At 61.4% G+C, this 21,030-nt stretch carries 21 protein-coding genes and 2 pseudogenes; 5 read left to right on the top strand and 18 right to left on the bottom strand.

All coding sequences use genetic code 11. The annotated features are described in order from the left end of the window. Nucleotides 1–6 precede the first annotated feature (6 nt). The 6 genes from A0U93_RS17160 to A0U93_RS00460 all read right to left on the bottom strand — a co-directional run bounded on the left by A0U93_RS17160 (nucleotide 7) and on the right by A0U93_RS00460 (nucleotide 5,727). Nucleotides 7–204, bottom strand: a complete 198-nt coding sequence (locus A0U93_RS17160) for an SDR family oxidoreductase (RefSeq protein ID WP_211274031.1) — start codon at nucleotides 202–204, stop codon at nucleotides 7–9. After that, on the bottom strand, nucleotides 162–605 hold the full coding sequence (locus A0U93_RS00480) for a hypothetical protein (protein WP_077805635.1): 444 nt from the start codon (nucleotides 603–605) through the stop codon (nucleotides 162–164). Before A0U93_RS00480 ends, A0U93_RS17160 begins: the two co-directional genes overlap by 43 nt. Before the next feature lie 89 nt (nucleotides 606–694). Next, nucleotides 695–2,728: a ParB/RepB/Spo0J family partition protein gene (locus A0U93_RS00475; protein ID WP_077808217.1), complete on the bottom strand. Its 2,034-nt coding sequence runs from the start codon at nucleotides 2,726–2,728 to the stop codon at nucleotides 695–697. A gap of 94 nt (nucleotides 2,729–2,822) precedes the next feature. Beyond that, a complete protein-coding gene (locus A0U93_RS00470; RefSeq protein WP_077805634.1) occupies nucleotides 2,823–3,689 on the bottom strand; it encodes an adenine nucleotide alpha hydrolase family protein in 867 nt (288 codons plus the stop codon). 306 nt (nucleotides 3,690–3,995) lie between these two features. After that, nucleotides 3,996–5,228: a multidrug effflux MFS transporter gene (locus A0U93_RS00465; protein WP_077805633.1), complete on the bottom strand. Its 1,233-nt coding sequence runs from the start codon at nucleotides 5,226–5,228 to the stop codon at nucleotides 3,996–3,998. A gap of 109 nt (nucleotides 5,229–5,337) precedes the next feature. Then, nucleotides 5,338–5,727: a (R)-mandelonitrile lyase gene (locus A0U93_RS00460; protein ID WP_077805632.1), complete on the bottom strand. Its 390-nt coding sequence runs from the start codon at nucleotides 5,725–5,727 to the stop codon at nucleotides 5,338–5,340. Nucleotides 5,728–5,856: 129 nt separating this feature from the next. On the opposite strand from A0U93_RS00460, the gene A0U93_RS00455 reads away from it, so the two are divergent. Then, complete coding sequence (locus A0U93_RS00455) at nucleotides 5,857–6,750, top strand: LysR family transcriptional regulator (RefSeq protein ID WP_077805631.1); 894 nt, start codon at nucleotides 5,857–5,859, stop codon at nucleotides 6,748–6,750. A gap of 6 nt (nucleotides 6,751–6,756) precedes the next feature. Here A0U93_RS00455 and A0U93_RS00450 read toward each other — a convergent pair whose 3' ends face one another. The 6 genes from A0U93_RS00450 to A0U93_RS00425 all read right to left on the bottom strand — a co-directional run bounded on the left by A0U93_RS00450 (nucleotide 6,757) and on the right by A0U93_RS00425 (nucleotide 10,341). After that, nucleotides 6,757–7,479, bottom strand: a complete 723-nt coding sequence (locus A0U93_RS00450) for a dihydrofolate reductase family protein (protein ID WP_147151241.1) — start codon at nucleotides 7,477–7,479, stop codon at nucleotides 6,757–6,759. Between the two features lie 2 nt (nucleotides 7,480–7,481). Next, the gene (locus A0U93_RS00445; RefSeq protein WP_077805629.1) at nucleotides 7,482–8,222 is read right to left on the bottom strand and encodes an SDR family oxidoreductase; all 741 of its coding nucleotides are present in this window, start codon (nucleotides 8,220–8,222) and stop codon (nucleotides 7,482–7,484) included. Between the two features lie 4 nt (nucleotides 8,223–8,226). Then, a complete protein-coding gene (locus A0U93_RS00440) occupies nucleotides 8,227–8,553 on the bottom strand; it encodes a carboxymuconolactone decarboxylase family protein (protein ID WP_077805628.1) in 327 nt (108 codons plus the stop codon). Between the two features lie 14 nt (nucleotides 8,554–8,567). Next, nucleotides 8,568–8,900: an SDR family NAD(P)-dependent oxidoreductase gene (locus A0U93_RS00435; RefSeq protein ID WP_170233462.1), complete on the bottom strand. Its 333-nt coding sequence runs from the start codon at nucleotides 8,898–8,900 to the stop codon at nucleotides 8,568–8,570. Nucleotides 8,901–9,240: 340 nt separating this feature from the next. Continuing rightward, nucleotides 9,241–9,537 carry a hypothetical protein gene (locus A0U93_RS00430; protein WP_245824982.1) on the bottom strand — a complete coding sequence of 99 codons (297 nt, stop codon included), beginning with the start codon at nucleotides 9,535–9,537 and terminating at the stop codon, nucleotides 9,241–9,243. Between the two features lie 138 nt (nucleotides 9,538–9,675). After that, nucleotides 9,676–10,341, bottom strand: coding sequence for a DNA methyltransferase (locus A0U93_RS00425; protein WP_077808216.1), 666 nt, complete (start codon nucleotides 10,339–10,341; stop codon nucleotides 9,676–9,678). A gap of 664 nt (nucleotides 10,342–11,005) precedes the next feature. On the opposite strand from A0U93_RS00425, the gene A0U93_RS00420 reads away from it, so the two are divergent. Together A0U93_RS00420 and A0U93_RS00415 are read left to right on the top strand one after the other, a co-directional pair. Beyond that, the gene (locus A0U93_RS00420) at nucleotides 11,006–11,197 is read left to right on the top strand and encodes a hypothetical protein (protein WP_077805626.1); all 192 of its coding nucleotides are present in this window, start codon (nucleotides 11,006–11,008) and stop codon (nucleotides 11,195–11,197) included. Nucleotides 11,198–11,291: 94 nt separating this feature from the next. Further along, nucleotides 11,292–13,040, top strand: a complete 1,749-nt coding sequence (locus tag A0U93_RS00415) for a recombinase family protein (protein ID WP_077805625.1) — start codon at nucleotides 11,292–11,294, stop codon at nucleotides 13,038–13,040. A 209-nt stretch (nucleotides 13,041–13,249) separates the two neighbouring features. Here A0U93_RS00415 and A0U93_RS00410 read toward each other — a convergent pair whose 3' ends face one another. From A0U93_RS00410 to A0U93_RS00395, 4 genes are read right to left on the bottom strand one after another with little or no spacing between them, the layout of a single operon-like run. Beyond that, a complete protein-coding gene (locus A0U93_RS00410) occupies nucleotides 13,250–13,609 on the bottom strand; it encodes a DoxX family protein (protein WP_077805624.1) in 360 nt (119 codons plus the stop codon). Next, entirely contained in the window at nucleotides 13,609–15,078 is a 1,470-nt protein-coding gene (locus A0U93_RS00405) for an efflux transporter outer membrane subunit (protein WP_077805623.1), read from the bottom strand. Before A0U93_RS00405 ends, A0U93_RS00410 begins: the two co-directional genes overlap by 1 nt. Next, the gene (locus tag A0U93_RS00400) at nucleotides 15,075–16,145 is read right to left on the bottom strand and encodes an HlyD family secretion protein (protein WP_077805622.1); all 1,071 of its coding nucleotides are present in this window, start codon (nucleotides 16,143–16,145) and stop codon (nucleotides 15,075–15,077) included. The genes A0U93_RS00405 and A0U93_RS00400 overlap by 4 nt, the downstream gene beginning before the upstream one ends. A gap of 4 nt (nucleotides 16,146–16,149) precedes the next feature. Then, on the bottom strand, nucleotides 16,150–17,700 hold the full coding sequence (locus tag A0U93_RS00395) for an MFS transporter (protein ID WP_169852656.1): 1,551 nt from the start codon (nucleotides 17,698–17,700) through the stop codon (nucleotides 16,150–16,152). Nucleotides 17,701–17,904: 204 nt separating this feature from the next. On the opposite strand from A0U93_RS00395, the gene A0U93_RS00390 reads away from it, so the two are divergent. Continuing rightward, nucleotides 17,905–18,921 (top strand): LacI family DNA-binding transcriptional regulator, encoded by a 1,017-nt coding sequence (locus A0U93_RS00390; protein WP_077805620.1) that lies wholly within the window; start codon nucleotides 17,905–17,907, stop codon nucleotides 18,919–18,921. Nucleotides 18,922–19,037: 116 nt separating this feature from the next. Here A0U93_RS00390 and A0U93_RS00385 read toward each other — a convergent pair. After that, nucleotides 19,038–19,727 (bottom strand): annotated as a pseudogene (locus tag A0U93_RS00385) (type II restriction endonuclease); the annotation flags it as partial. Here A0U93_RS00385 and A0U93_RS17005 point away from each other — a divergent pair. Next, nucleotides 19,614–20,441 carry an alkaline phosphatase family protein gene (locus A0U93_RS17005; protein WP_342743076.1) on the top strand — a complete coding sequence of 276 codons (828 nt, stop codon included), beginning with the start codon at nucleotides 19,614–19,616 and terminating at the stop codon, nucleotides 20,439–20,441. The pseudogene A0U93_RS00385 and the gene A0U93_RS17005 overlap by 114 nt on opposite strands. Here the strand turns inward: A0U93_RS17005 and A0U93_RS00375 are convergent. Then, nucleotides 20,364–21,019 (bottom strand): annotated as a pseudogene (locus tag A0U93_RS00375) (GTP-binding protein); the annotation flags it as partial. The gene A0U93_RS17005 and the pseudogene A0U93_RS00375 sit on opposite strands and share 78 nt — an antisense overlap. Between the last annotated feature and the right edge of the window lie 11 nt (nucleotides 21,020–21,030).

The following is a 21,030-nucleotide window of genomic DNA, read 5'->3' as shown; positions in this document are numbered from 1 at the left end:
CGTTTCCTACAGCCTGCCTCCATCCACGGCGAGCGTGCTGCCTGTGATGTACGAGGCATCCTCGGACACAAGGAATGCAACAGCGGCGGCGATCTCCTCCGGCTGGGCCAGGCGCTGCAGGGCGGTCTTGCTTTTCAGCGTCGCGTCTCCCGGCACATCCCTCAGAGCCGGATGGGTATAGAGGCGACCGTTCTCGCGGGCCATGGCTGTCGCGGTGCATCGACCAGGAGCCTTCCGTCCCGAGAGGGGCGGACAGGCTGATAACCATCGGCAGCCTCCTGTCGGATCATCAGCCGACCGGACCACCGGCCACCGATCTCATACCAGTCCCATTTGGCATCGGGATTGTGGAAATAGCCGTAGCGGCCGGTATCATGATTGCGCACGTAGCCGAAGAACTCCCTGACGAAGAGATCGAACGTCCTGAATCGCTCCCTGAACGGGACACCGTTCTGGTCGGCGTCTTTCCAGCGCTCGACACATTCGTCATGGCAATCACAAAACGAGAGATATTCGGGCGGGCAATCGCCCATGTTGTTTTCCTGGAACGGCGCGAGCTGGTCCTCGACGTCCTCGCCCGTCATGAATACGTTGAAATGCGACATCGGATTTCTCCATCGTTGGAGACGCGCGGGACCGCGACCCGCGCAAGGCACGCGGGTCGCGGTCGTGCAGCGATCAGGGATGTGAAATGTTATTCGGCAGCGATGTCGGCGGCCGGCACTTCGGTGGCCATGTCGGCGGGAAGTGCGGTCCGCAGCGCTTCGGGCAACCAGCCGGAGCCCTCCAGCAGCCGCTCGGCCTCGCGCGCCATGTCGCCCTTCTTGAGATGGGCGATGCGCTCCGCCGCCTCGTCACCCCGCGCCTCGCGCAGGGCCTCGAGAATCCGCGCCTTGGTCACGCGGCCAAGATAATTATCGACCGTCGGCTGCCAGCCCGTCTCGACCAGATCGAGCCGCAGGACCGTCGCCAGCCGGTCGGCGCGCGCCAGCCGGTCGTCGATCGTACGCTGGGAGAACCGTCCATGCGGCATGGCCCGGTCATACAGCGCGTTGATGCCGAAGGAGAGGCAATGTGCCAGCAGCGCCTGCCGGCTGGTTTCGTCCAACCGGTCGAGCCAGCGCCACAGCCCATCGTCGTCCTCCGGCAGATCACGCTGCCATTCCGCCTTGCGCCGCTTCAGCGCCTGGGCGGGAATGCTGCCCGGCAGATCGACGGAATGAACCGGGAGTGCGATATCCCGGACGTCGGCCTCGAGGCTGTCCGCGCCCGGCACCGTCCAATAGAAGCTGCGCACCAGCGTATGCAGCAGCTCCGTCACCGCGACATGTGGATTCTGCGCGAAAGCGTCGCGCAGGGCCAGCGTCCGCCAGGCCGACAATTCGGTCAGCAGGCGGTCCGGCAGCGGCTTCAGCCCGTCTTCCTCCGGTTCTTCGGCGGCCGGTAGTACCCCGTCCGTGGCTTGGTGATCCTCACCCGGCTCATGGTCGGATCCACTCTCGGTATCGTCAGACCCGATACCGTGTTCGTCGGCCTCCCGCTGACTGTCCTCCGGCCGGACGAAACCGCGTTCGACCAGCAGCGTGCCATCAGTGTCGGGGCTGACGAACACGCCGGCACGCGCAATATCCGCCGGATCATAGATCATCGGCCTCGTTTCCAAGGACTCGATTTCCGTCTCGATCTCCCCGAGCCAGGCATCGACCGCGTCGGGCAGCTCGTCGGCCTGGGCGTATTCGGCCTCGATCGCCTCACGCTCATGATTGAGTGCCGCGAGACGGACTGCATCCTCTTCGGACAGCGGGACCGGCGTCGCGTCGATTTCCTGGAAGCCGCGCTTGTGGTTCCAGGGAAACGACAATGCCGCCTCGACCCATTTCCAGCCCTCAGCCCGGATCGTCTCGACGGCTGCCGCAAGCTTCTCCTGCACCAGCCGGTCGAGGATCGCGACATCCTCCAGCCAGCCGCCGCCGTCGGGTGCGAACAGATCACGCATGATCCGGCCGCCGGCGGCGACATAGGCATCCAGCCCGGCGAAGCGCACGCGGTAGTCCGAGGCACGGACCGTCTTCTCGGTCAGCATCCGGCGGATCAGATGCGGCTCGCGGTTATGGCTGTTTGCCAGCATGTCCCAGACCTGCTCCTGACGGACTGGATCATCGCTGATCGCGAACGCCATGAGCTGGTCGAGCCGCATGCCGTCCTCCTCGTAGACGGCCAGCAGCGTCTCCGAAACCGTGATCAGCCGCAGGCGCTGCCGGACCACGGCGGGCGTGACGAAGAACCGGGCGGCGATTTCCTCTTCCGACTGGCCCTTTTCCAGCAGCGAGCGGAAAGCCCGGAACTGGTCCAGCGGGTGCAGATCCACGCGCCGGACATTCTCGGCGAGCGAATCTTCCTCGGCCGGAATCGGCGAGTTGGCGTCCCGCACAACACAAGGGATCGGCGCCGTCTTCGCGAGCTTCTTCTGCTTGACCAGCAGTTCCAGCGCGCGAAACCGGCGTCCGCCGGCGGGAACCTCGAACGTGCCGGTCTCGGCGCCCTCGGCATTGAGGACCGGACGGACATTGAGGCTCTGGAGCAGACCCCGGCGCTCGATATCGGCGGCCAGATCGTCGATCGACAGGCCGGACTTCACGCGCCGGACGTTCGCCTGCGACAGGACCAGCTTACCGAACGGGATGTCGCGGGAAGGATTCAAGGTGATTTTCTGGATGGCGCTTGCCATGTTGGGAAACTCCACGGCGGGCGGATGGAAGCCTCTCTTCCCCCTTTCAAACCCGTCACGACATCCCTTCCTTCCCTCTGCCTCTCTGCCGGCCTCACACGCCGCACATCCCGTCACACTCGTCGAGGAACAGATCCGGCTGGCCGGTCTTTTCCTCATCCGTCAGCGGCGCGTCCTTCAGCGGCGTAGCGGAGCGATGCAGAAAGACCTCGCCACGGATACCGCGCAGGCCGCGCCGCATCGCCTGATCAACGGACACGACGTCCGCCCATCCCTCCGGGTCATGGTCCCGAATTTCCCGCCAGGCCGCATCGGAATGGAACGGGCAGCCGAGGCAGCTGCTCTTGGGCGGGCGCGGATAGCCATGCCGCTCCAGCCAGCGCAGGCAGTCCCGGCGCGTCATGGCCTTTTCGATCAAGGGCCAGCGGTTGATCTGCCACGCTTCGATCGAATATTTCGCCCGAACCAGTTCGTCGAAGGAAATGCCGATCCACTGCTCGACCACAGGGTGACGCGGCGAGCGTTTCCGCGTGAGCCCCGCCAGCGCCCGGACCTTACGACGGATGGGCACGAGCTTATGCTCCGTCGTGCATTGACGGCCGATCATGCCGATCTCGTCGCGACCGTCGACGCGCGTGCGCGTATAGGCGGGGATCGACGCCCAGCGCCGACCGCGCGCGGCCGCCAGGATGCCCGCGCGAATATTGCCCGCCGACACGATATGGACCGGAAAGGGCAGGACGTTGGGCGAACGCAGCCAGGCCAGATGCTCATAGACGGCTCGTGGCTCCCAACCGGTATCGGCGAAGATGGCGCAATCCGGCATCTGCCCGATTTCGCCCTGGGCGGCCATCAGGGCCAGGGTGGTGGACTGCACGCCGGCGCCCAGGCTGAGGATGCGCAGGCGGATCGTCTCGGGCGCCGCCCACTGGCGCGCGAGCGGATTGGATAGAACCAGCATGGCGGAAAACTCCGCGACGGGTGGCGCGAGCCTCTCTCGCGTCAGACCCTCCCGTCGCGGAAGCGGGACAGCCCTCTCCCTCTGCCGCCGATCCCGGTGCCGGCTGGAAAACTCACCGGGCGTTGAATGAAGACACCGAACCGATCAAGCTGCGGTGGGCATGACGCAGAGCGGGAATAAGACAAGGGAAATGCCTGATTTCGTCGTCTCCCTCCCCCCTCAATTCAGACATAGAGGTCAATTTTTTGGAAACTCTTTAGCGAAATTGATCTGACAGGCAGTCTGTCGATATCCGTTGTAGAAGTATTACTGCAATGTGGACTTCACCTTTCTGATAAGGATCAGGAAAAGAAAGCCGGCGATGCTGGTGATGGCGATGATACAACTCATGGGAACCGGCGTGCCATCAGCGAAAAAGCCGACAAGAGCCGAACCCGCAATGCCGCTGCCGTAATGTACGGCTCCGACGAGAGCGGAAACGGTGCCAGCCTGCCCGGAATGATCGTGCAATGCTCCAACGAGAGAATTGGCGATGATGAAGCCGGCCATCGAAACGTAGAAAAAGAGAGGAATTGCCAGGCCCCACAGACCGCCCAGGTCCAGCCACGACGTGACCATCAACATGATGGCTGCCAGCATGGCCCCGACGCAACCCAGTTTGAGGAGGCAGTCACTGCCAAGACGATGAGCCAGCCGGGCATTGATCTGGTTCGTCAGCATGATGCCAATGATGCTGGCACCAAACAGCAGTCCATATCGCGTTTCCGGGACATGGTGATAGGTGATGTACGCAAAAGGTGACCCGGAGATATACGCGAACATTCCAGCATAAAAACACCCGCCGGAACCGGCGTAACCCAGCAGACGGGGCTGTCGGAGAAGAGCGCCATAGCGCAGGAAAGCGTTTGAAATCCGGTCGGTATGCCGTTTCTCGGGAGACAATGTTTCCGGCACGGAAAAAAGCGCAAGCGACGTCAGGATACCGACAACAACCAATATCCAGAAAATGGCGCGCCACCCACTAAGTTGCAGGATTTGTCCTCCCAGCAACGGTGCGATCAGGGGCGCGATTGCCATGATGGTCATCAGGGTCGAGAGCATCTGTGTGGCGCGGGCACCATGATACAGGTCCCGCACCATTGCCCGGGCGAGAACCACGCTGGCACATGCCCCGACTGCCTGCACCACCCGCCAGATGATCATGGTCGTGATGGTTGATGACAGTGCGCAGCCCGCCGATCCGCACGTGAACATAGCGAGCCCGACAGCGATCGGCAGACGACGACCGTAGCGATCGCCTACAGGCCCCCAGAAGAGCTGCCCCAGGCTGAAGCCTGCCAGATAGCCGGAGACCGTCAGCGCTACCTGTCCGGCACTGGCCGAAAGCGACCGTGCCATTTCGGGCATCGCGGGGAGATAGAAATCCGTCGAGATGGACGCGAACCCCATCAGAACGCTGAGGACCACCAGTATGTGCCATTGCTGCATACCCTTGCGACGAGACAGTACGGTCGCATCGGGGATTCTGGCCTCCGGCATCAGCAGTTTTTGTCCCTTATTATCGTGACTATCATCCGGCCCGATCCTTCAGCCAGACCGGATAGCCGAAACTTCCGGGGCTTTTGCCCCCAGCTGCTCCCAAAAAATCTCAGCGCTGGTACTGTGCGTCGCTGACATGCTCCATCCAATCCGAAGACTTGCCATCCTTGGATTCCGTAATGGCGATATGGGTCATCGCGCATTCCGGCGAAGCACCATGCCAGTGCTTTTCACCAGGCTCGAACCACACGATATCGCCGGGACGCACGTCCTCGATCGGACCGCCATCGCGCTGGACCCAGCCAAGGCCCGCCGTAATCAGAATTGTCTGGCCGAGCGGGTGCGTATGCCAGGCCGTACGGGCGCCGGGCTCGAAGGTTACGGTCGCGCAGGCGAGTGCCCCGCTTCCCGCGAATGGTGCATCCACGCGCACGTTGCCAGTGAACCATTCCGCCGGACCTTGGACTGACGGTTTAAAACCGGGGCGTCGAATATCCATGAGTTCTTTTCCTTTCGAGACAGGTCACGAGAGAGCGGATCCTGTCAGATTCAAAAACTCATTCAAGCATGACGCCATTCCGATGATTAGATGGTATGATGCGCTTGATCTTATATCAGGAGTTCATGAATGAGGCGCGAGGAACTGGTCGATCTCAATGCTTTCATGGCGGTCGCCGAGGAGCAGAGTTTCACGCGTGCGGCGGCAAAACTCGGGACGTCCCAGTCAACGCTGAGTCATACGATCCGACGACTGGAATCCCGGTTGAACGTCAGGCTTCTGACGCGCACGACCCGACGTGTGTCTCCTACGGAAGCGGGTGAGCGCCTGTTGAGCACGCTTGTGCCGGCGCTGGACACGATTGCCGGTGAGATTGCCTCCATCAGCGAACTTTCGGACAGGCCCACTGGAACTGTGCGGATCACGACGTCAGAACATGCCGCGACCACGGTGCTCTGGCCGGCACTGCGAAAGCTTCTTCCGGAATACCCCGACCTGCATGTCGAACTGACGATAGATTCAAGCCTGACAGACATCGTCGCCGAACGTTTCGACGCTGGCGTGAGGCTGGAAGAAACCATTGCGCGTGATATGATCGCCGTCCCCATCGGTGCCCCGCTGCGCATGGCGGTCGTGGGCGCACCGTCCTATTTCGAAGCGCACTCAATCCCGCGTACACCGCAGGACCTGTCACAGCACATCTGTATCAATCTCCGGCTTCCGACTGCGGGAGGCGTCTATGCATGGGAACTGGAAAAAGGTCGTCGCACCCTTCGTGTCCGCGTGGATGGGCAACTGACGTTCAACACGACACTCATGATCCGGCAGGCGGCCCTCGATGGTTTCGGGCTGGCATGCCTGATGGAGGATCAGATCACACCCTATCTCGAGGACCGACGCCTGATCCGTGTGCTGGACGACTGGTGCCCACCTTTTCCGGGGTATCACTTGTATTATCCCAGTCGGCGTCAGTCTTCCGCCGCCTTTCGCCTGGTTGTCGAAGCCTTGCGTTACCGCGGATAGGAGGTGTTACGAACCGGATCGTTCTACACGACATTGCAGCCAGATAACGTCATCCTGGCGCTTTTCGACATGCTTCAGGCGTAGAGCCTGCCCGGATGCAGGCTGTTCATTCCTGGCCCCCGGCCAGTCAAAACTGCTGGCAACCCCCGATAGTCCATCAATGCCGGGATAGATCAGCAGGCTGATCTCGTCGATGATACCAGCCTTGAGGAACGCACCATTGATCCGTCCGCCTCCTTCAAGAAGAACTTTGCGGCAACCGAAGACACGCCCCAGAACGTCCACCGCTTTGCGGATGTCGTGTCCATCGGAGCCTGCGAAGCAATAGGAAATACCACGGTCCTGAAGACTTTGCAGATACTCGTCAGCAACAGTTTCACCCAGCACGGCGACAATATGATCGCCTTCAATATCGGACCGCTCGTATTGCAACCTGCCGTGATGGTCCATGATGATGGCCAGTCGTTCCGCTGAAGGGTGTGCGACGTACGGTTCCCGTGGAAGTCCACCTGTCGAGCCTTTCCTCGGCTCCGCGGTCTTGACGAAATGCTCTGAGGCCGTCGTCCGCCCGATGATCCAGCCATCAGCGTCGTAATTTTTTTCAATATCGAAATACTGGTTTACGAGGGCGTCCCGGCCCGTGCCATCGACGGGCGGCGTCCAACGACCGGTCACGATACGGCCATCGACGGAACTGATCATGTGGCAGATAATGACAGGTCGGGTCACGGTCAGTATACCTGTGCCGTAGGGCGGAACAGGATCTCATTGATATCGACCTCTTCCGGCTGGCTCATGGCAAAGGCGACCGCACGGGCGAACGAATCTGCCGGGATGGCGTATTGTTCGTAGAACTCCTGAATAGTCTTCGCCGTATCGGGGTCTGTCACGCTTTCGGGAAGTTCTGAACGGACGGCACCGGGAGAGATGACGGTCGTACGGATATTGAAGGGTTTGACCTCCTGACGCAGACCTTCGGAGATGACCCTTACTGCCGTCTTGGTGGCGGAATAGACGGCCCCGCCGGGACCAACCTTGTGCCCTGCGACTGAGGAGACATTGATAACCTGTCCGCTCTTCTGTGCCTTCATATGCGGCAGGGCGGCGGCAATTCCGTAAAGTGTGCCCTTGAGGTTGACGTCGATCATGCGGTCCCAGTCATCGACCCGCAGTTTTTCCAGGGATGAATGGGGCATCAGGCCGGCATTGTTGATGATGACGTCAATACGGCCATGCAGCTTTACCGCGCGGTCGACCAGCGCCTGAACCTGCTCCAGTTGTGTGACATCCGTTTTCACGGCTGCCTCAGCCCCCAGCGAGAGTGCGTTGGCCAGAGCCTCCAGCTTGTCCATGCGCCGGGCACCGATGACGATTTTCGCACCGTCCGCCGCAAGACGGCGAACCGCGGCTTCGCCGAGACCACTGCTGGCACCGGTGACAACGACGACCTTGCCTTCAATGTTCTGTGCCATAGTGTCAGTCCTTCTTTTCGTCAAAAATGCCCCGTGCGATGGTCAGGGCCGTGGAGGCTGTGGGCCATCCCGCGTAGAACGCCAGATGTGTGATGATCTCGATGATTTCCGCCTGAGTGACGCCGGTCGCGAGTGCCTTGCGGATATGAAAGCCCAGTTCATTGGTGCGGTAGAGCGAGATCAGGCTGCTGACTGTTACGATGCAGCGCTCTCGCGGCGCGAGGCCAGGGCGTTCCCAGACATCACCGAACAGCACCTGATCCGTATAATCGGCAAGACCCGGCGCAATATCACCAAAGGCTTTCCGGGCGGCTGAAGGAGTATTAGCCATCAGTCGATTCCTTTCTATTTTTGTAACGGAATGACCGCCGGAGCATGCTCCGGCACGAAGCTTGAACCGGGGCTGCATAACCAAAGTACAGCGCTTGCGACATAAGCTGGAAGTCCGGCAATTCCGTTCAGGCGACCGGTAGACGAGGCATTGACGATGGCACCGCATTCCTGCGCCAGCATCCGACGCAGTTCATGCGTCATGCAATACCATGTGCCGCGCAGGTTAACCGACATGATCCGGTCCCATTCCGCTTCGGACAGATCGGCCGTACTGTTTTGCGGGCTGATAGTCCCGGCTGCTGCGCCTGTTACGAATGCGACTCGCCCTGAAAATGTCTCGACCAACGCAAGGCCCCTTACGGCGAAATTCCACGGGCAAAGTGTAAGGCTGGCAGACTTCAATGATTAGACGATTTATTGCGCATGAGGTCATATTCACAATTCATGAATGAGTTTTGATGGCTATCACCAAAAAAGGGAAACCTAGAAGCTTCTCGAAATACCGAAATCTCAGATGCTTTGTCGAAAATGCCCATTGCGGACATTCGACTGCCCCCCAATGCCGACCATCTGCGCCCTGAATAGCAGAAGTGAGGCTTTCGCCTTCGTGGCGGCCACAATTACGGTTACCGGTTATATGCACGCGCGGCCGTCAACATGCCATGATCATGGCGTACGGGCGCACTCATGTCGCCTCGGGCTCGGCGCAAAGTTGGGACCAAGCCACCCCACCGACACAAAGTGCGCCAAAGGTTGCGAGAATGTATTCGGGAACGACGCCCATCCCGCCAAGGCCCGAGAAGCCGAGCGTCATGCTGAACCCGACCAGCGCGGCCGGCAGCGCCAACACGACGGAAACAGCACCCCTGATCACTGGATCGCGCGACGTGGCCAGCACGACCTGGGCGATGAACAGCAGCCAGCATAGGAAGCCTATACCGACAAACCGAGCACTATGCCGAAACCGAGCATCATGGAGCACCTCCTGGCATCATCTCGAACGCAGCCCGAACACGACATTCATGTGGCGCCGCCTCCGAAACATCCATAAAAATGAGCGGTTATCGAGAGATTTCAGGACACGGCACCGAACATTCACCACCGCCAATCGCCGGACCGGCTACCCCGCCACTCTCTCTCCGTCATGGCTTGCAAGCCGACGGGCCGCGGTTGCGGCATGATCCGGATCGAGATCCATACCGATCCAGTCCCGCCCGAGATCACGGGCCGCCACGAGGGAGGAGCCGGACCCGCAGAACGGATCCAGGACCAAACCGCCGGGCGGGCAGAAGACTTCCACCAGAGGCAGCAACGCCTCCACCGGCTTCTGCGTAGGATGCAGCCGGTTGCCTGAATAGGGCATGTCGATCACGTCGGGGACCGTCCGGGCCGGTGGTGTGACGTCGCCCTTTGCCAGCAGGTAGGCGCATTTATGCTCATACCGAAGGAAACGGGACGAAGACGCATAGGACTTGCGGAAGACGATGTGTCCGACCATGCGGAACCCAGCCGCCTTCCAAGCTTCGGCAAACAGATCGATCCTGTTCCAGCCATAAAACGAGATCGCGAAGCCACCCGGTTTCAGGATGCGGTGCATCTGGTTGACCGACGGCCGGAGCCAGCGCGCATTGTCGTCATTCCGCAGATGCCGGCCGTCCCGGCCCTTGTAGCTGACCAGATAGGGCGGATCGGTGAGAATGAAATCGACCGAATCCCGGTCCATACGCCGCATCAGTTCGATGCTGTCGCCATTGAGGATCACGTTGCGGCGCTTCTCGGCAAGTATATCGCCTACCGGTGTTTCAGGCGAGACGTGTCGATGCGTTGCACCGGACGAAGCACCTGACTTGTCCGGGCCGGGAGGGTCGTCGCCTTCTGACAAAGGCAAGGCGGTTTCGCTCTCTTGCCTTCCTGACAGAAATGTCGTCGTACGGAACGGCTGCCGTCGATCCGTGACCGACGGACCGCTCCCATCGAAGCGCGACACTTCGCCTTTTTAAACGGGATTTCCGATATGTCGCCCACACCGAAAGACGCATTGCCGTATCGGCGCAGCGTGAGACCTGTCGTGCGCGAGAAAGAGCGATGGCTGGCGCCGAACACCACGGCACGCGGAAACGACCCGGCCGGCATGGCCACCATAGGAGAAAACTTGCTCATGAAAAGAATCCTGGGAGACGCTGGGATGGATCGAGCCGGCCGCCGCGCTCTCTAATGACGACATCGACTCACCCCCTTGCCGGCTTCCCTCTCCCTTTCCGGCCTCGCCCGCCACCGATCCAGGCGACTCCCCATCGCGCCATCCGGTCGCCATGGAAGTATTTTCGCCGGCCGCCAATCCATCCGATTACGTACGCAAACACCGCCGACTGCCGCATGGCGCGATTTAGAACTTTCCCGACAGATCATGACCCTGACCAATGGTTTCCGAAACCACCCGGAGAAGAGCCATGGGCACACCCGGCAAGATCACACGGATCGACGTCATCCTGCCGGAGCAGAACGACGCCTCGCCACATCTGACGGACGCCACAGTGCTGCGCCTGGCCCGCATGATCGGTCGACAGATGGCGCGCGAAGACCACGAGCGCCAGAAGCGCAGCCGACGCCGCCGTCAATCCGCGTCCAGACAGAAATCGTGATCGACGTCCCGCCGAATTGACTACCGGCCAGAGGGCGGACCCAGGGTAACCTCTTTCGCCTTCCCCTGCCGAAAGACCAGCCTGGAGTCCCGCCATGATCCGCGTCGCGCTCTATGCCCGCTATTCCTCCGACAACCAGCGGGCGGCCTCGATCGAGGACCAGTTCCGCATCTGCCGTGAACACGCAAAGCGCGAGAAATGGAAGGTCGCCGGCGCCTACAAGGATGCGGGCATCTCCGGGGCGTCGATGATCCTGCGCCCCGGCATCCAGACCCTGTTGCAGGATGCGCAGCGCGGCGACTTCACCATCGTGCTGGCCGAGGCGCTGGACCGCATCAGCCGCGACCAGGCGGATGTCGCCACCCTGTTCAAGCACCTGAAATTCGCAGGCGTGAGGATCGTCACTCTCGCCGAGGGCGAAATCTCCGAACTGCATGTCGGCCTCAAGGGCACGATGAACGCGCTGTTCCTGAAAGACCTGGCGCAGAAGACCCATCGGGGCATTCGAGGGCGCGTCGAGGAGGGCAAATCCGGTGGCGGCCTGTGCTACGGCTACAAGGTCATCAAGAAGCTGGATACACGAGGCGATCCGATCCGGGGGGACCGCGAGATCGACCCGAACGAAGCCAATGTGGTGCGCCGCATCTTCCGGGACTTCGCATCTGGCGTCGGCCCGCGCGCGATCGCCCGCACCCTCAACGACGACGGCATCCCCGGCCCCAACGGCAAGCCATGGATCGACACCACGATCCGGGGCCACGTCCAGCGCGGCACGGGCATCGTCAACAACGAACTTTACGTGGGCCGCCTCGTCTGGAACCGGCTTCGCTATATCAAGGATCCGTCCACCGGGAAGCGGGTCTCGCGTCTGAACCCGGAATCCGCCTGGATCACGACCGACGTGCCGGAACTGCGCATCGTCGATGACGCGCTCTGGCAGGCCGTCCGCGAGCGCCAGACGAAGATCGCGGCGCAATATGTCAACGTCATCGCGGCCGTCAGGACGTCGGCCGTGAACCGCATGAACGGCATGCGCCGTCCCAAATCCCTGTTCTCGGGGATGATTTTCTGCGGCGTCTGCGGCGGCACCTATTCGCTTCGCGAGAAGGACCGCTATGCCTGCTCAAACCGGATCGCTAACTGTTCCTGCCATAACAAGGCGACGATCCTGCGCCCCGATCTTGAAGAACGCGTGCTCGCCGGCCTCAAACACAAGCTGATGACCCCCGAAGCCGCCGCTGCGGCCATGAAAGCCTATGCGGAAGAGACCAACCGGCTGAACCACGAACGTCGCGCCAATAGCGCTGGCTACAAGGCCGAATTGGCGAAGGTCGAGAAGGGTATCGCCGGCATCATGACCGCGATTGAGAACGGGATGTTCGACCTTCACGTGAAAGCGCGCATGCAGGAGCTTCGCGACCGCGAAGTCGAGCTGAACGCCCTGCTCTCCTCCGAACTGGAGGACACGCTCGACATTCATCCAAATGTCGCAGCCGTCTTCAAAAAGAAGGTGGAGCGCCTGACCGAGAGCCTGAACCAGCCAGAAGACCGGGCCGAGGCCTCCGAGGCCATCCGCGCGCTGGTCGAGAAGATCGTCCTGTCACCGGGTGATAAGCGCGGCGAGATCTTCGCAACACTCTATGGCGAGCTTGGCACGCTGCTGAGATTCGTGAACCAGAAGGACACGAAATCAGGCAAGCCTTTGAAAGGACTTGCGAAAACGTCAAAGTCGGTATCGGTGGTTGCGGGGGCAGGATTGCTTCTCAGCTTGAGGCAACCGCAAGTTGAGAGCAAAGCGGGATTAATAGGCTGTTTTAATGAACTTTTTTCGGCACACGCATGACCTCTTACTGAAATAAATGCCCCCTACCCTCATAAAGCGTAAAGCTTATGCATCCAGAGCTATGTCCGCTTCCGCCGTCTTCTCGGACGCCAGAGCGCAGCTGCACGCTTTCGCATAGCGGACATGCAAAAGTCTCCGTCAGTCCGGGGGCGGCTCAATTTTTAAAACCGGATCCTCGCGCGAGGCTTTTCGTTCGCAATCGTTGTTCGTTAGAGGCTTGCGATTACGAGGCCTCCGATGACGCTGAGATGTTCGAGAGCCGCCTGAACTGCCTTTCCATGAGCGGGGCCGCCAAGCGACCAAAAAGGGTAGGCGATCGGAATGGTAGCGATGGTGAACAGCCCGAGCGCTGCCGCGCCGATGCGTCCCCAGCCGGATGGATCGATCAAGATGGCGACCGTCCCGGTCAGCTTTAGTGCGATGACGGCCCAGATCGTGATCGAGGGCAACGGCAAACCAAAGCTGCGCATCTCCTGCGTGGCCGCATCAAGATCGAGGAGACTCTGTACCGCCGTGCCCCAGAAGAAGGCGGTCAGGGCCAGGCGGCCAAACAGGGTAAGGGCGGACATCAGCGGCTCCTCGCGAAATTGGGCTCGCCTATCGCAGGGACATCCTGCCACCCGCCGCCGAGCGCCTTGTAAAAGGCGACAAGATCGACCGCACAGTCGCGATCGCTCTGCGCCTTGAGGGTCTGGGCGCGATACAACGTCCGCTGCGCGTCCAGGACTGTGAGATAGTCAGTGGCGCCGACCCGATAGAGACGCTGCGCCACGTCAAGAGCATGCTGTTCCGAGCGCGTTTCGGTCTCCAGCATGTTGCTACGATCCTGGGCGCGGGCGTAGGCCGACATGGCAGTCTCGACATCTCGCAAGGCGTTCAGAACTACTTGCCGGTAGGCGGCATAGGCTTCGTCCGTACGCGCCCGTTCGCCCTCGATGCGGAAACGCGTCCGTCCGGCATCGAAGATTAGCCAGCGCACGGTCGGGCCAGCCTGATAATACAGACTGCCGCCGGTGAAGAAGCGATCGGCGTTCAGGCTCTGGATCCCGGCGACGCCCGTCAGGTAGAAATGCGGGTAATAGTCGGACGTGGCGACGCCGATCCGCGCATTGGCTTCCTGCATCCTTCGTTCCGCCGCCCGGATGTCGGGACGCCGCCGGAGCAGATCTGACGGCAGGCCCGGCGGTGGATCCCGCATGGCCTGCGGCAGTGGGCCTGCAACCTCCAGGCGATCGATCAACGTCTCGGGCGGATGGCCGGTCAGGGCGGCGATACGGGCGACATCCCCCCTGATCGCGGCCAAGGCAACAGGAATGTCGGCCCGGACATCGGCGGTCTGCGCGTCCGCGCGCAGTGGGTCGAGGACCGGCGAAAGCCCCGCTGATAGGCGCACGGCGGCAAGATGAGCGGTATCGGCCTGCGCGTTGGCGTTGGCCCTTGCGATCGCAAGCGTTTCCTGCGCGCCGCGCAAGTCCCAGTAGGCACGGGCGATCTCGGCGATCAGCGTCAGGGTAGCATCCCGCCGGTCCTCGATCGCCGCCTGGTAGTGGCCTTGCGCCCCCTCGATCTGACGCCGAACACCGCCGAAGACGTCGATCTCCCACGAAGCGTCGAACCCAGCCTGGAAGATATTGCTGTGTACGCCGCGCCCGAGGCCACCCGGACGCACGCCCGTCGGCACGTTCTGACTGCCCAGATTGCGCGTGTAGGCACCATCCGCGTCGACCTGCGGCAGGAGCTCCGCGCCAGTGGCGCCTGCCAGCGCCCGCGCCTGCGCCACGCGCGCATTGGCCTGGGCGATAGTGGGTGCGTCGGCCAGCGCCGTCCTGACAAGGTCGTCGAGCGTCTGGTCTCCGAAAGCCGTCCACCACCGCATCCCCTCGTCGGGCAATGCACCCGGCTTGGCGCCTGCGAAGCGGTCCGGCAATACAGGATGGGCCGCGTGATAATCCGGCCCGACGGTACAGGCGCTCACGAGGCTTGGTAACAAGAGCAGGAGGGCACGCGCGTCGCGCAGCCGGAGCCGGCGGGCGCTCATTCGAACAGCCCCAGCCAGTGCGGCCGCCCGGCAAAGAAGACCTCCGTTTCCACCGACATGCCCGGTGCGAGGAGCGCGCCCGATCGGGGCAACTCGTCAAACACGATCTTCACCGGCACGCGCTGCACCACCTTGATGAAATTACCGGTCGCATTCTGCGGGGGGAGGAGGGCGAAGCGCGAACCCGTGCCGTCCTGAAAGCTGTCGACGTGAGCATGCAAAATGCGACCTCCAAGCGCATCAACCCGGACCAGCGCCGATTGCCCGACCCGAAGCGGCGCCAGCTCCGTCTCACGGTAGTTCGCCAGAACGTAGGGTGCATCGGGCACGAGCGAGAACAGAACCTGCCCCGGCTGGACGTAGTCGCCGCGTTGGGCCGTCTTGTTCGTCACCCGGCAGTCGCAGTCCGACGTGATCCGGGTGTAGGAGAGCAACAGCGCCTCACGTGCCTCGCTTGCGCGCGCCTGATCGACACCGACGGCAGTCGTCTCGACCTCGGAGCGCGCCAGTGCCTCCTGCGCCGTCTGCTCCTGCACCACCGACCGGGAGGCCGAAAGATCGGCCTGCGCCGCCGCAAGTGCGGCCGTGGCATCATCGACACTTTGAGTCGAGACGGCCCGCGCATCGGTCACGGCGAGCAGGCGCCGAAGCGAGACCAGTGCAAGACGGACGTGCGCCTCATTGACCTCGACCCGCGACTGCGCTTCCCGCACGGCGGCCGCGACGACCGCGACGCGATTTCGTGCATCTTCTAGGCGGGACGACGCCGCTGCGATGTTTGCTCGCGCAATGGCAAGTTGCGCCTCGTAATCACGCGGATCAAGTTCAACGAGGAGGTCGCCACGATGCACATAAGTGTTGTCGTTCACATGCAGCGCCCGGACATAGGCGGGCACATGAGGACTGATCTGCTCGATATGCGCATCGATATAGGCGTCGGCGGTGCTGGCCTCGAAGTATTCCGGCACCGTGACAGCCAGGAGGCCAAACAGGATCACGACCACGAGGGCAAGCGGAACGACGACGCGCGTGGACGGGCGGGGTAAGTAGAACGGCATGATGCGCATGGATTTACTTCTTGACCGGGGTCGGCGGCATGAGCGGGATCAGGAGGACCATCAGGACGCCTATTGTCGCCATGAAAAGAAAGCCGTCCGCATAGGCCAGCGTCTCGACCTGCCGCCGCCCTGTCTCTGACAGCAGATCGATTGCGCCTTCGACGGTACGCTCAGGCGAAAGACCGGAATGGCTGAGTAAAAGACCGGCTCCCTGACGCAGCCACGATGCCGTGCTGTCACGGCCCGTCTGCAAGGCCTCATACAGTCGCGAGGAATGCAGGGTAAGGCGGTGATCGATCAGGACGGTCAACAGCGCGATGCCGAGAGACGCGCCGAACTGGCGTGCCGTCATGTAGATCGTGACGGCATCAAGGAACCGCTCGTCGGATACGCGCGACATCGCGCCGCTGCCGATCCCCGGCAGAAGCAGCGTCTGGCAGGCGGCGAACAGGGCCAGGGCCGGGATATAGTAGAATGGCGGCGTGCCCGACGTCATGAGGCGATTGATCAGGAGCATTGACGGGATCAGCAGCAGCATCGCGACCAGAAGTCCCTTGCGCTGGCCGATGCGCGCGTGAACCTTTCCACTCTGCGACCGGGCGAAAGCCGTCATGAGCGAATAGATGGCCATGAAGACGCCCGCCTGGGATGCGCTGAAATCCGGCTGCATGACGCCACGCAGGAATTCCGGCAACTCGAACAGGCACCCCGCGAGGATCATGCCCGTGGGCACGCCGAGCAGTCCGGCCGAGAAGGACATGCGATCGCGCAACACGCCGAGATGCAGGAGAGGCGCATCGTTGCGCGGACTGAACTGCCATGCCACGAACAGCACACACCCGATCGCCGTTATGGCCGAGAGACCCCGGATCAGGCTGCTCGCGAACCAGTCGTCGACATCGCCACGGCTCAGCACGACCTGAAGCGCACCGATCGAAACGACGGCGATCGCCGCTCCGAACCAGTCCGGCCTCTGATGACGCTCTTCGCGCGATGGCGGCAGATCGGGATAATGGCGAAGAAGGAGCGCTACTGCCGTGCCCGCGAGCACTAGGGCGGGCAGAAACATCAGCCGCCAGCCGAGGAATTCCGTCACCCAGCCGCTGACCAGCAGCCCACAGGCGCTTGAAAGCGACAGGCGTATCGACGTCTTCTGCATGCTGGCGCCGCGCTTGGCCTTGGGCAGGACCGTATAGATCGTGCCGCGCCACCAGGTGAACAGGGCGCTCCCGGCAAGCCCCTGGATGAAGCGCCAGAAAAGGAAGACAGGAAAATCCATCGAAATCATGCAACCGATTGTCGAAAGACCGAACAGACAGACGCTTCCGATCAGATAGCGGCGTGGCCCGAAATGCGCCGCCATCCAGCCGCTAAGCGGGATGCCGATGAACATCGCGCCCGTATAAACCGTCAGGATCCAGCTTGCCTGATCGAGGGAAATGCCCATGGCTCCAGCAATATCGACGAGAATCAGGTTGAGTCCGTCCGCGACGTAGAATTCCACACCCGTTGCAAGCCCCAGGGCCAGGAGGAGGCCTTTTTCCTGTTGCGGAGGGAGTGTCATGGGCGTCGGTTGCATTTTTTCTCACGTGTTCGGAAAACGATTGCACGTAAAACCAATACCTATCCATTGTCAAACGTTTCCCGACCGTCCCTGCGCTTCGTAAATCTCGGAAAATCTAGGGTGTATGAAGTTTCTTAAGGTGTGTAAGGTTTTGGTCGGCAAGAAAACGAGTGCACGCTGAACCGCTGCAAGCGAGGACAAACAATGGCGCACGCGCGCATAAAGGTTACCGATGTCGCGGCCCGGGCCGGGGTGCATCCCTCGACGGTCTCGCGCGCGCTGAATCCCAAAATGCGGCATCGCATCTCGAAGGATGTCGTCGCCCGCGTCCTGGTCGCGGCAGAGGCCTTGGGCTATCAGCCGGGCGCCGCTGCCGCTGCCTTGCGATCCGGCCGAAGCAACATGATCGCCTTTCTGGTGCCAGATTTGAAAAGCCCATTGTTCCCGACGCTTTTTGCCGGGATCGATGCGGTAGTGTCCAAACTTGGCTACGCGACCCTTCTGGTTCAGGCTCCGCCCGATCTCGCCGGCCAGAAGGAGTTGATCCGGCGACTGGATGCCCGGCAGGTCGATGGCCTGATCCTTGCGACCGCTTCGCGACGCGACGAGATCGTCTCGTGGGTCCGGTCCCGCGAGCTACCTCTGGTTTTGCTCAATCGTCGAACCGACGAGGATACCATTTCCTCCGTCACCAGCGACGATGCTGCCGGAGTGGGGATGGCCGTGGATCATCTCGTTGCACTAGGCCATCGGGCGATCGCCTATATTGCGGGCCCACAAACCCTATCGACCGGAGCCGCGCGCCGCGCCGGATTCCTTGCCGCCATGCAACGACAGGATCTCCTATCTGACAACATTGTCGCCGCTCGCAGCCTCGACCAGCAGCACGGACGTATGGCGACGCTTCAGATACTGGACCGCAGTCCTGATACGACGGCCATAGTAGCCGGAAGCGACCTTCTCGCATTCGGTGCCCTACAGGCGTTGCGAGAGCGCAACCTCGTCTGCCCCAGGGACATCTCCGTTACGGGATACAACAATATCCCATTCGGCGAACTCGTTGCGCCAGGCTTGACGACGGTCAGTGTCCGGCATGACGAACTCGGCCGCGAAGCCGGTCAGATGCTTCTTGGCGCGATCGAGGGCGATAAAGGCGTCCGCACCGTTGTTCTGCCCACCGAGCTTCTTATCCGGTCCTCCACAGCGCAGGTAAGGAGTTGACCGCCTGTTTCTCACCGCGTTGAGTGCCTAAAAGTGTTGATCCGAGTGTCTGCTATCAGATGCTTCTCTCTGGAAGCTGACATTCAGCTTTTCCCCCTCCATTTCGGCCATCACTATCATGCTGGGGTAAGAAGATGGGATATGGCCTGAATAGGTTTCATACCCTGTCCAAAGCGCTCAATTGCCTTACGATCCGTCTCAAGCGCTCCATAAGGTAGATATCGGACTTTCAGATCGGCGATCCTACTGAAGGCCGGTCGCTTCAACTGTTCCTGCACATCGGCTTCTCTCTTATCCGGTGCGACAAGGAATAGTCCCTCCAGAGCCTGCGCCTCTGACCCGAGAGCAAGATCCAGCATCCGCACAATGCCGGAATAGATGGTCGTTGAATGCTCGACCTCGAATGCTGCAACAATCCGGTGGCTTTCCCGGTCCAGCCACAGAACATCGATCAGCCGCACGGATTGTGCCCCTTGCGTTTCCGTTGTGAACCCCGGCAATACCGACAGGCAACCATCCCCCAGCTGGCCGTCCTGCCATGGACGACTGCGATCGTTGGCGGCAATCCAGACATCATACTCCAAGGAAAACCCCAGATCGCGAAGCCATCCCTGAATCTCGGTATGGGTATGATCCGTCTCCCGCTCCGCAGCGAGGACCCGGGCCTCTTTTGCGCTCTGCTCCCTCACCTGATGAAGATCGGTCTCCCAGAGTTTTCGCGCTGTTTCGTCATCCTCAAGAGGCGGCGCTGTATAGCGTCCGCTTCCGAGGTCAAACAGCAGTCCTCCAAGCAGACCGATGGCGTTCAGTCATGCTTGTTGTGGAACAGAAATAAAACCGACGCAGAAGCAGTCGACTCCACGCTGGATGCGATACAACATAACGTTCCTATACGCGCGGAGGGGGCTGTATCATTGCCATCAGACATCAAACGCCGAAGACTTCTGACCGCGGGCGCCGGCCTCTCGCTGGCCAGTCTGCTTCCGTCGATCCAACGTGCCCGCGCCATTCCTGCGCGACGCGAAAGCGGAACGATCGAGGATGTTCAGCATATCGTTGTTTTGATGCAGGAGAACCGGTCGTTCGACCACTATCTCGGTCATCTCTCCGGCGTGCGCGGCTATGGGGACCGACATGTCGTGCGCGGCCCGGAAGGCCTGCCCGTCTGGTGGCAACAGCGACATAACGCGACGGACGGCTGGATCACGCCCTTCCATCTCCCGACACAGACCACCAGCGCGCAATGTGTGATCGACCTTGATCACAGCTGGTCGCCGACACATGCCGCGATCAATAAGGGCTGGAACAATCAATGGCCCCGTCACAAGACGGATATGACGATGGGCTACTATACGCGCAATGACATTCTCTTTCATTACGCACTGGCCGATGCGTTCACGGTCTGCGACCACTGGTTCTGCTCCACGCCGACCCAGACACATCTGGCTGCTTTCGATGACGTCGGCATCCGGATTGAGCGACAGGATGATCTGCCGTGCCGCGCTGACCTGCTCGGATGATGCGGTGTCGATCTTGTTGAGGATGACGACATCGGCCAACTCGATCTGTTCGACGAGCAGGTCTACCAGCGCACGCTCGTCACCTTCTCCGGCCGTCTCGCCGCGGTCGCGCAGAAAATCGGACGAGGCATAGTCCTTGAGGAGATTGACCGCATCGACCACTGTCACCATCGTGTCGAGACGGGCAAGATCGCTCAGGCTGTGGCCGTCCTCGTCCCGGAATTCAAAAGTCGCCGCGACAGGGAGCGGTTCGGAGATGCCCGTTGATTCAATCAGCAGATAGTCGAACCGACCTTCACGGGCCAGGCGCCCGACTTCCTGCAGCAGGTCATCACGCAAGGTGCAGCAGATGCACCCGTTGCTCATTTCCACCAGTTTTTCGTCGGCCCGTGAAAGATTGCTGCCGCCGTGGCGCACGAGATCGGCGTCGATGTTCACTTCACTCATGTCATTGACGATGACCGCGACCTTTCGCCCCTCGCGGTTGTTGAGGATGTGGTTGAGCAGCGTGGTCTTGCCCGCCCGAGGAAGCCGGAAAGCACCGTGACGGGCAGCTTGTTGGTCGCAAGGTCGTTCATGAGGCCCACCT

This window comes from Neoasaia chiangmaiensis (assembly GCF_002005465.1).
GTDB classification, from domain to species: Bacteria; Pseudomonadota; Alphaproteobacteria; order Acetobacterales; family Acetobacteraceae; genus Neoasaia; species Neoasaia chiangmaiensis.
This window is presented reverse-complemented; position numbering and strand designations above follow the sequence as displayed.

Excerpts from the sequence above, each read along its gene's own strand:
- A0U93_RS17160 (WP_211274031.1), bottom strand. The coding sequence starts at position 204 with ATGGCCCGCGAGAACGGTCGCCTCTATACCCATCCGGCTCTGAGGGAT.
- A0U93_RS00480 (WP_077805635.1), bottom strand. The coding sequence starts at position 605 with ATGTCGCATTTCAACGTATTCATGACGGGCGAGGACGTCGAGGACCAG.
- A0U93_RS00475 (WP_077808217.1), bottom strand. The coding sequence starts at position 2,728 with ATGGCAAGCGCCATCCAGAAAATCACCTTGAATCCTTCCCGCGACATC.
- A0U93_RS00470 (WP_077805634.1), bottom strand. The coding sequence starts at position 3,689 with ATGCTGGTTCTATCCAATCCGCTCGCGCGCCAGTGGGCGGCGCCCGAG.
- A0U93_RS00465 (WP_077805633.1), bottom strand. The coding sequence starts at position 5,228 with ATGCCGGAGGCCAGAATCCCCGATGCGACCGTACTGTCTCGTCGCAAG.
- A0U93_RS00460 (WP_077805632.1), bottom strand. The coding sequence starts at position 5,727 with ATGGATATTCGACGCCCCGGTTTTAAACCGTCAGTCCAAGGTCCGGCG.
- A0U93_RS00455 (WP_077805631.1), top strand. The coding sequence starts at position 5,857 with ATGAGGCGCGAGGAACTGGTCGATCTCAATGCTTTCATGGCGGTCGCC.
- A0U93_RS00445 (WP_077805629.1), bottom strand. The coding sequence starts at position 8,222 with ATGGCACAGAACATTGAAGGCAAGGTCGTCGTTGTCACCGGTGCCAGC.
- A0U93_RS00440 (WP_077805628.1), bottom strand. The coding sequence starts at position 8,553 with ATGGCTAATACTCCTTCAGCCGCCCGGAAAGCCTTTGGTGATATTGCG.
- A0U93_RS00420 (WP_077805626.1), top strand. The coding sequence starts at position 11,006 with ATGGGCACACCCGGCAAGATCACACGGATCGACGTCATCCTGCCGGAG.
- A0U93_RS00415 (WP_077805625.1), top strand. The coding sequence starts at position 11,292 with ATGATCCGCGTCGCGCTCTATGCCCGCTATTCCTCCGACAACCAGCGG.
- A0U93_RS00410 (WP_077805624.1), bottom strand. The coding sequence starts at position 13,609 with ATGTCCGCCCTTACCCTGTTTGGCCGCCTGGCCCTGACCGCCTTCTTC.
- A0U93_RS00405 (WP_077805623.1), bottom strand. The coding sequence starts at position 15,078 with ATGAGCGCCCGCCGGCTCCGGCTGCGCGACGCGCGTGCCCTCCTGCTC.
- A0U93_RS00400 (WP_077805622.1), bottom strand. The coding sequence starts at position 16,145 with ATGCGCATCATGCCGTTCTACTTACCCCGCCCGTCCACGCGCGTCGTC.
- A0U93_RS00395 (WP_169852656.1), bottom strand. The coding sequence starts at position 17,700 with ATGACACTCCCTCCGCAACAGGAAAAAGGCCTCCTCCTGGCCCTGGGG.
- A0U93_RS00390 (WP_077805620.1), top strand. The coding sequence starts at position 17,905 with ATGGCGCACGCGCGCATAAAGGTTACCGATGTCGCGGCCCGGGCCGGG.
- A0U93_RS17005 (WP_342743076.1), top strand. The coding sequence starts at position 19,614 with ATGAAGATCGGTCTCCCAGAGTTTTCGCGCTGTTTCGTCATCCTCAAG.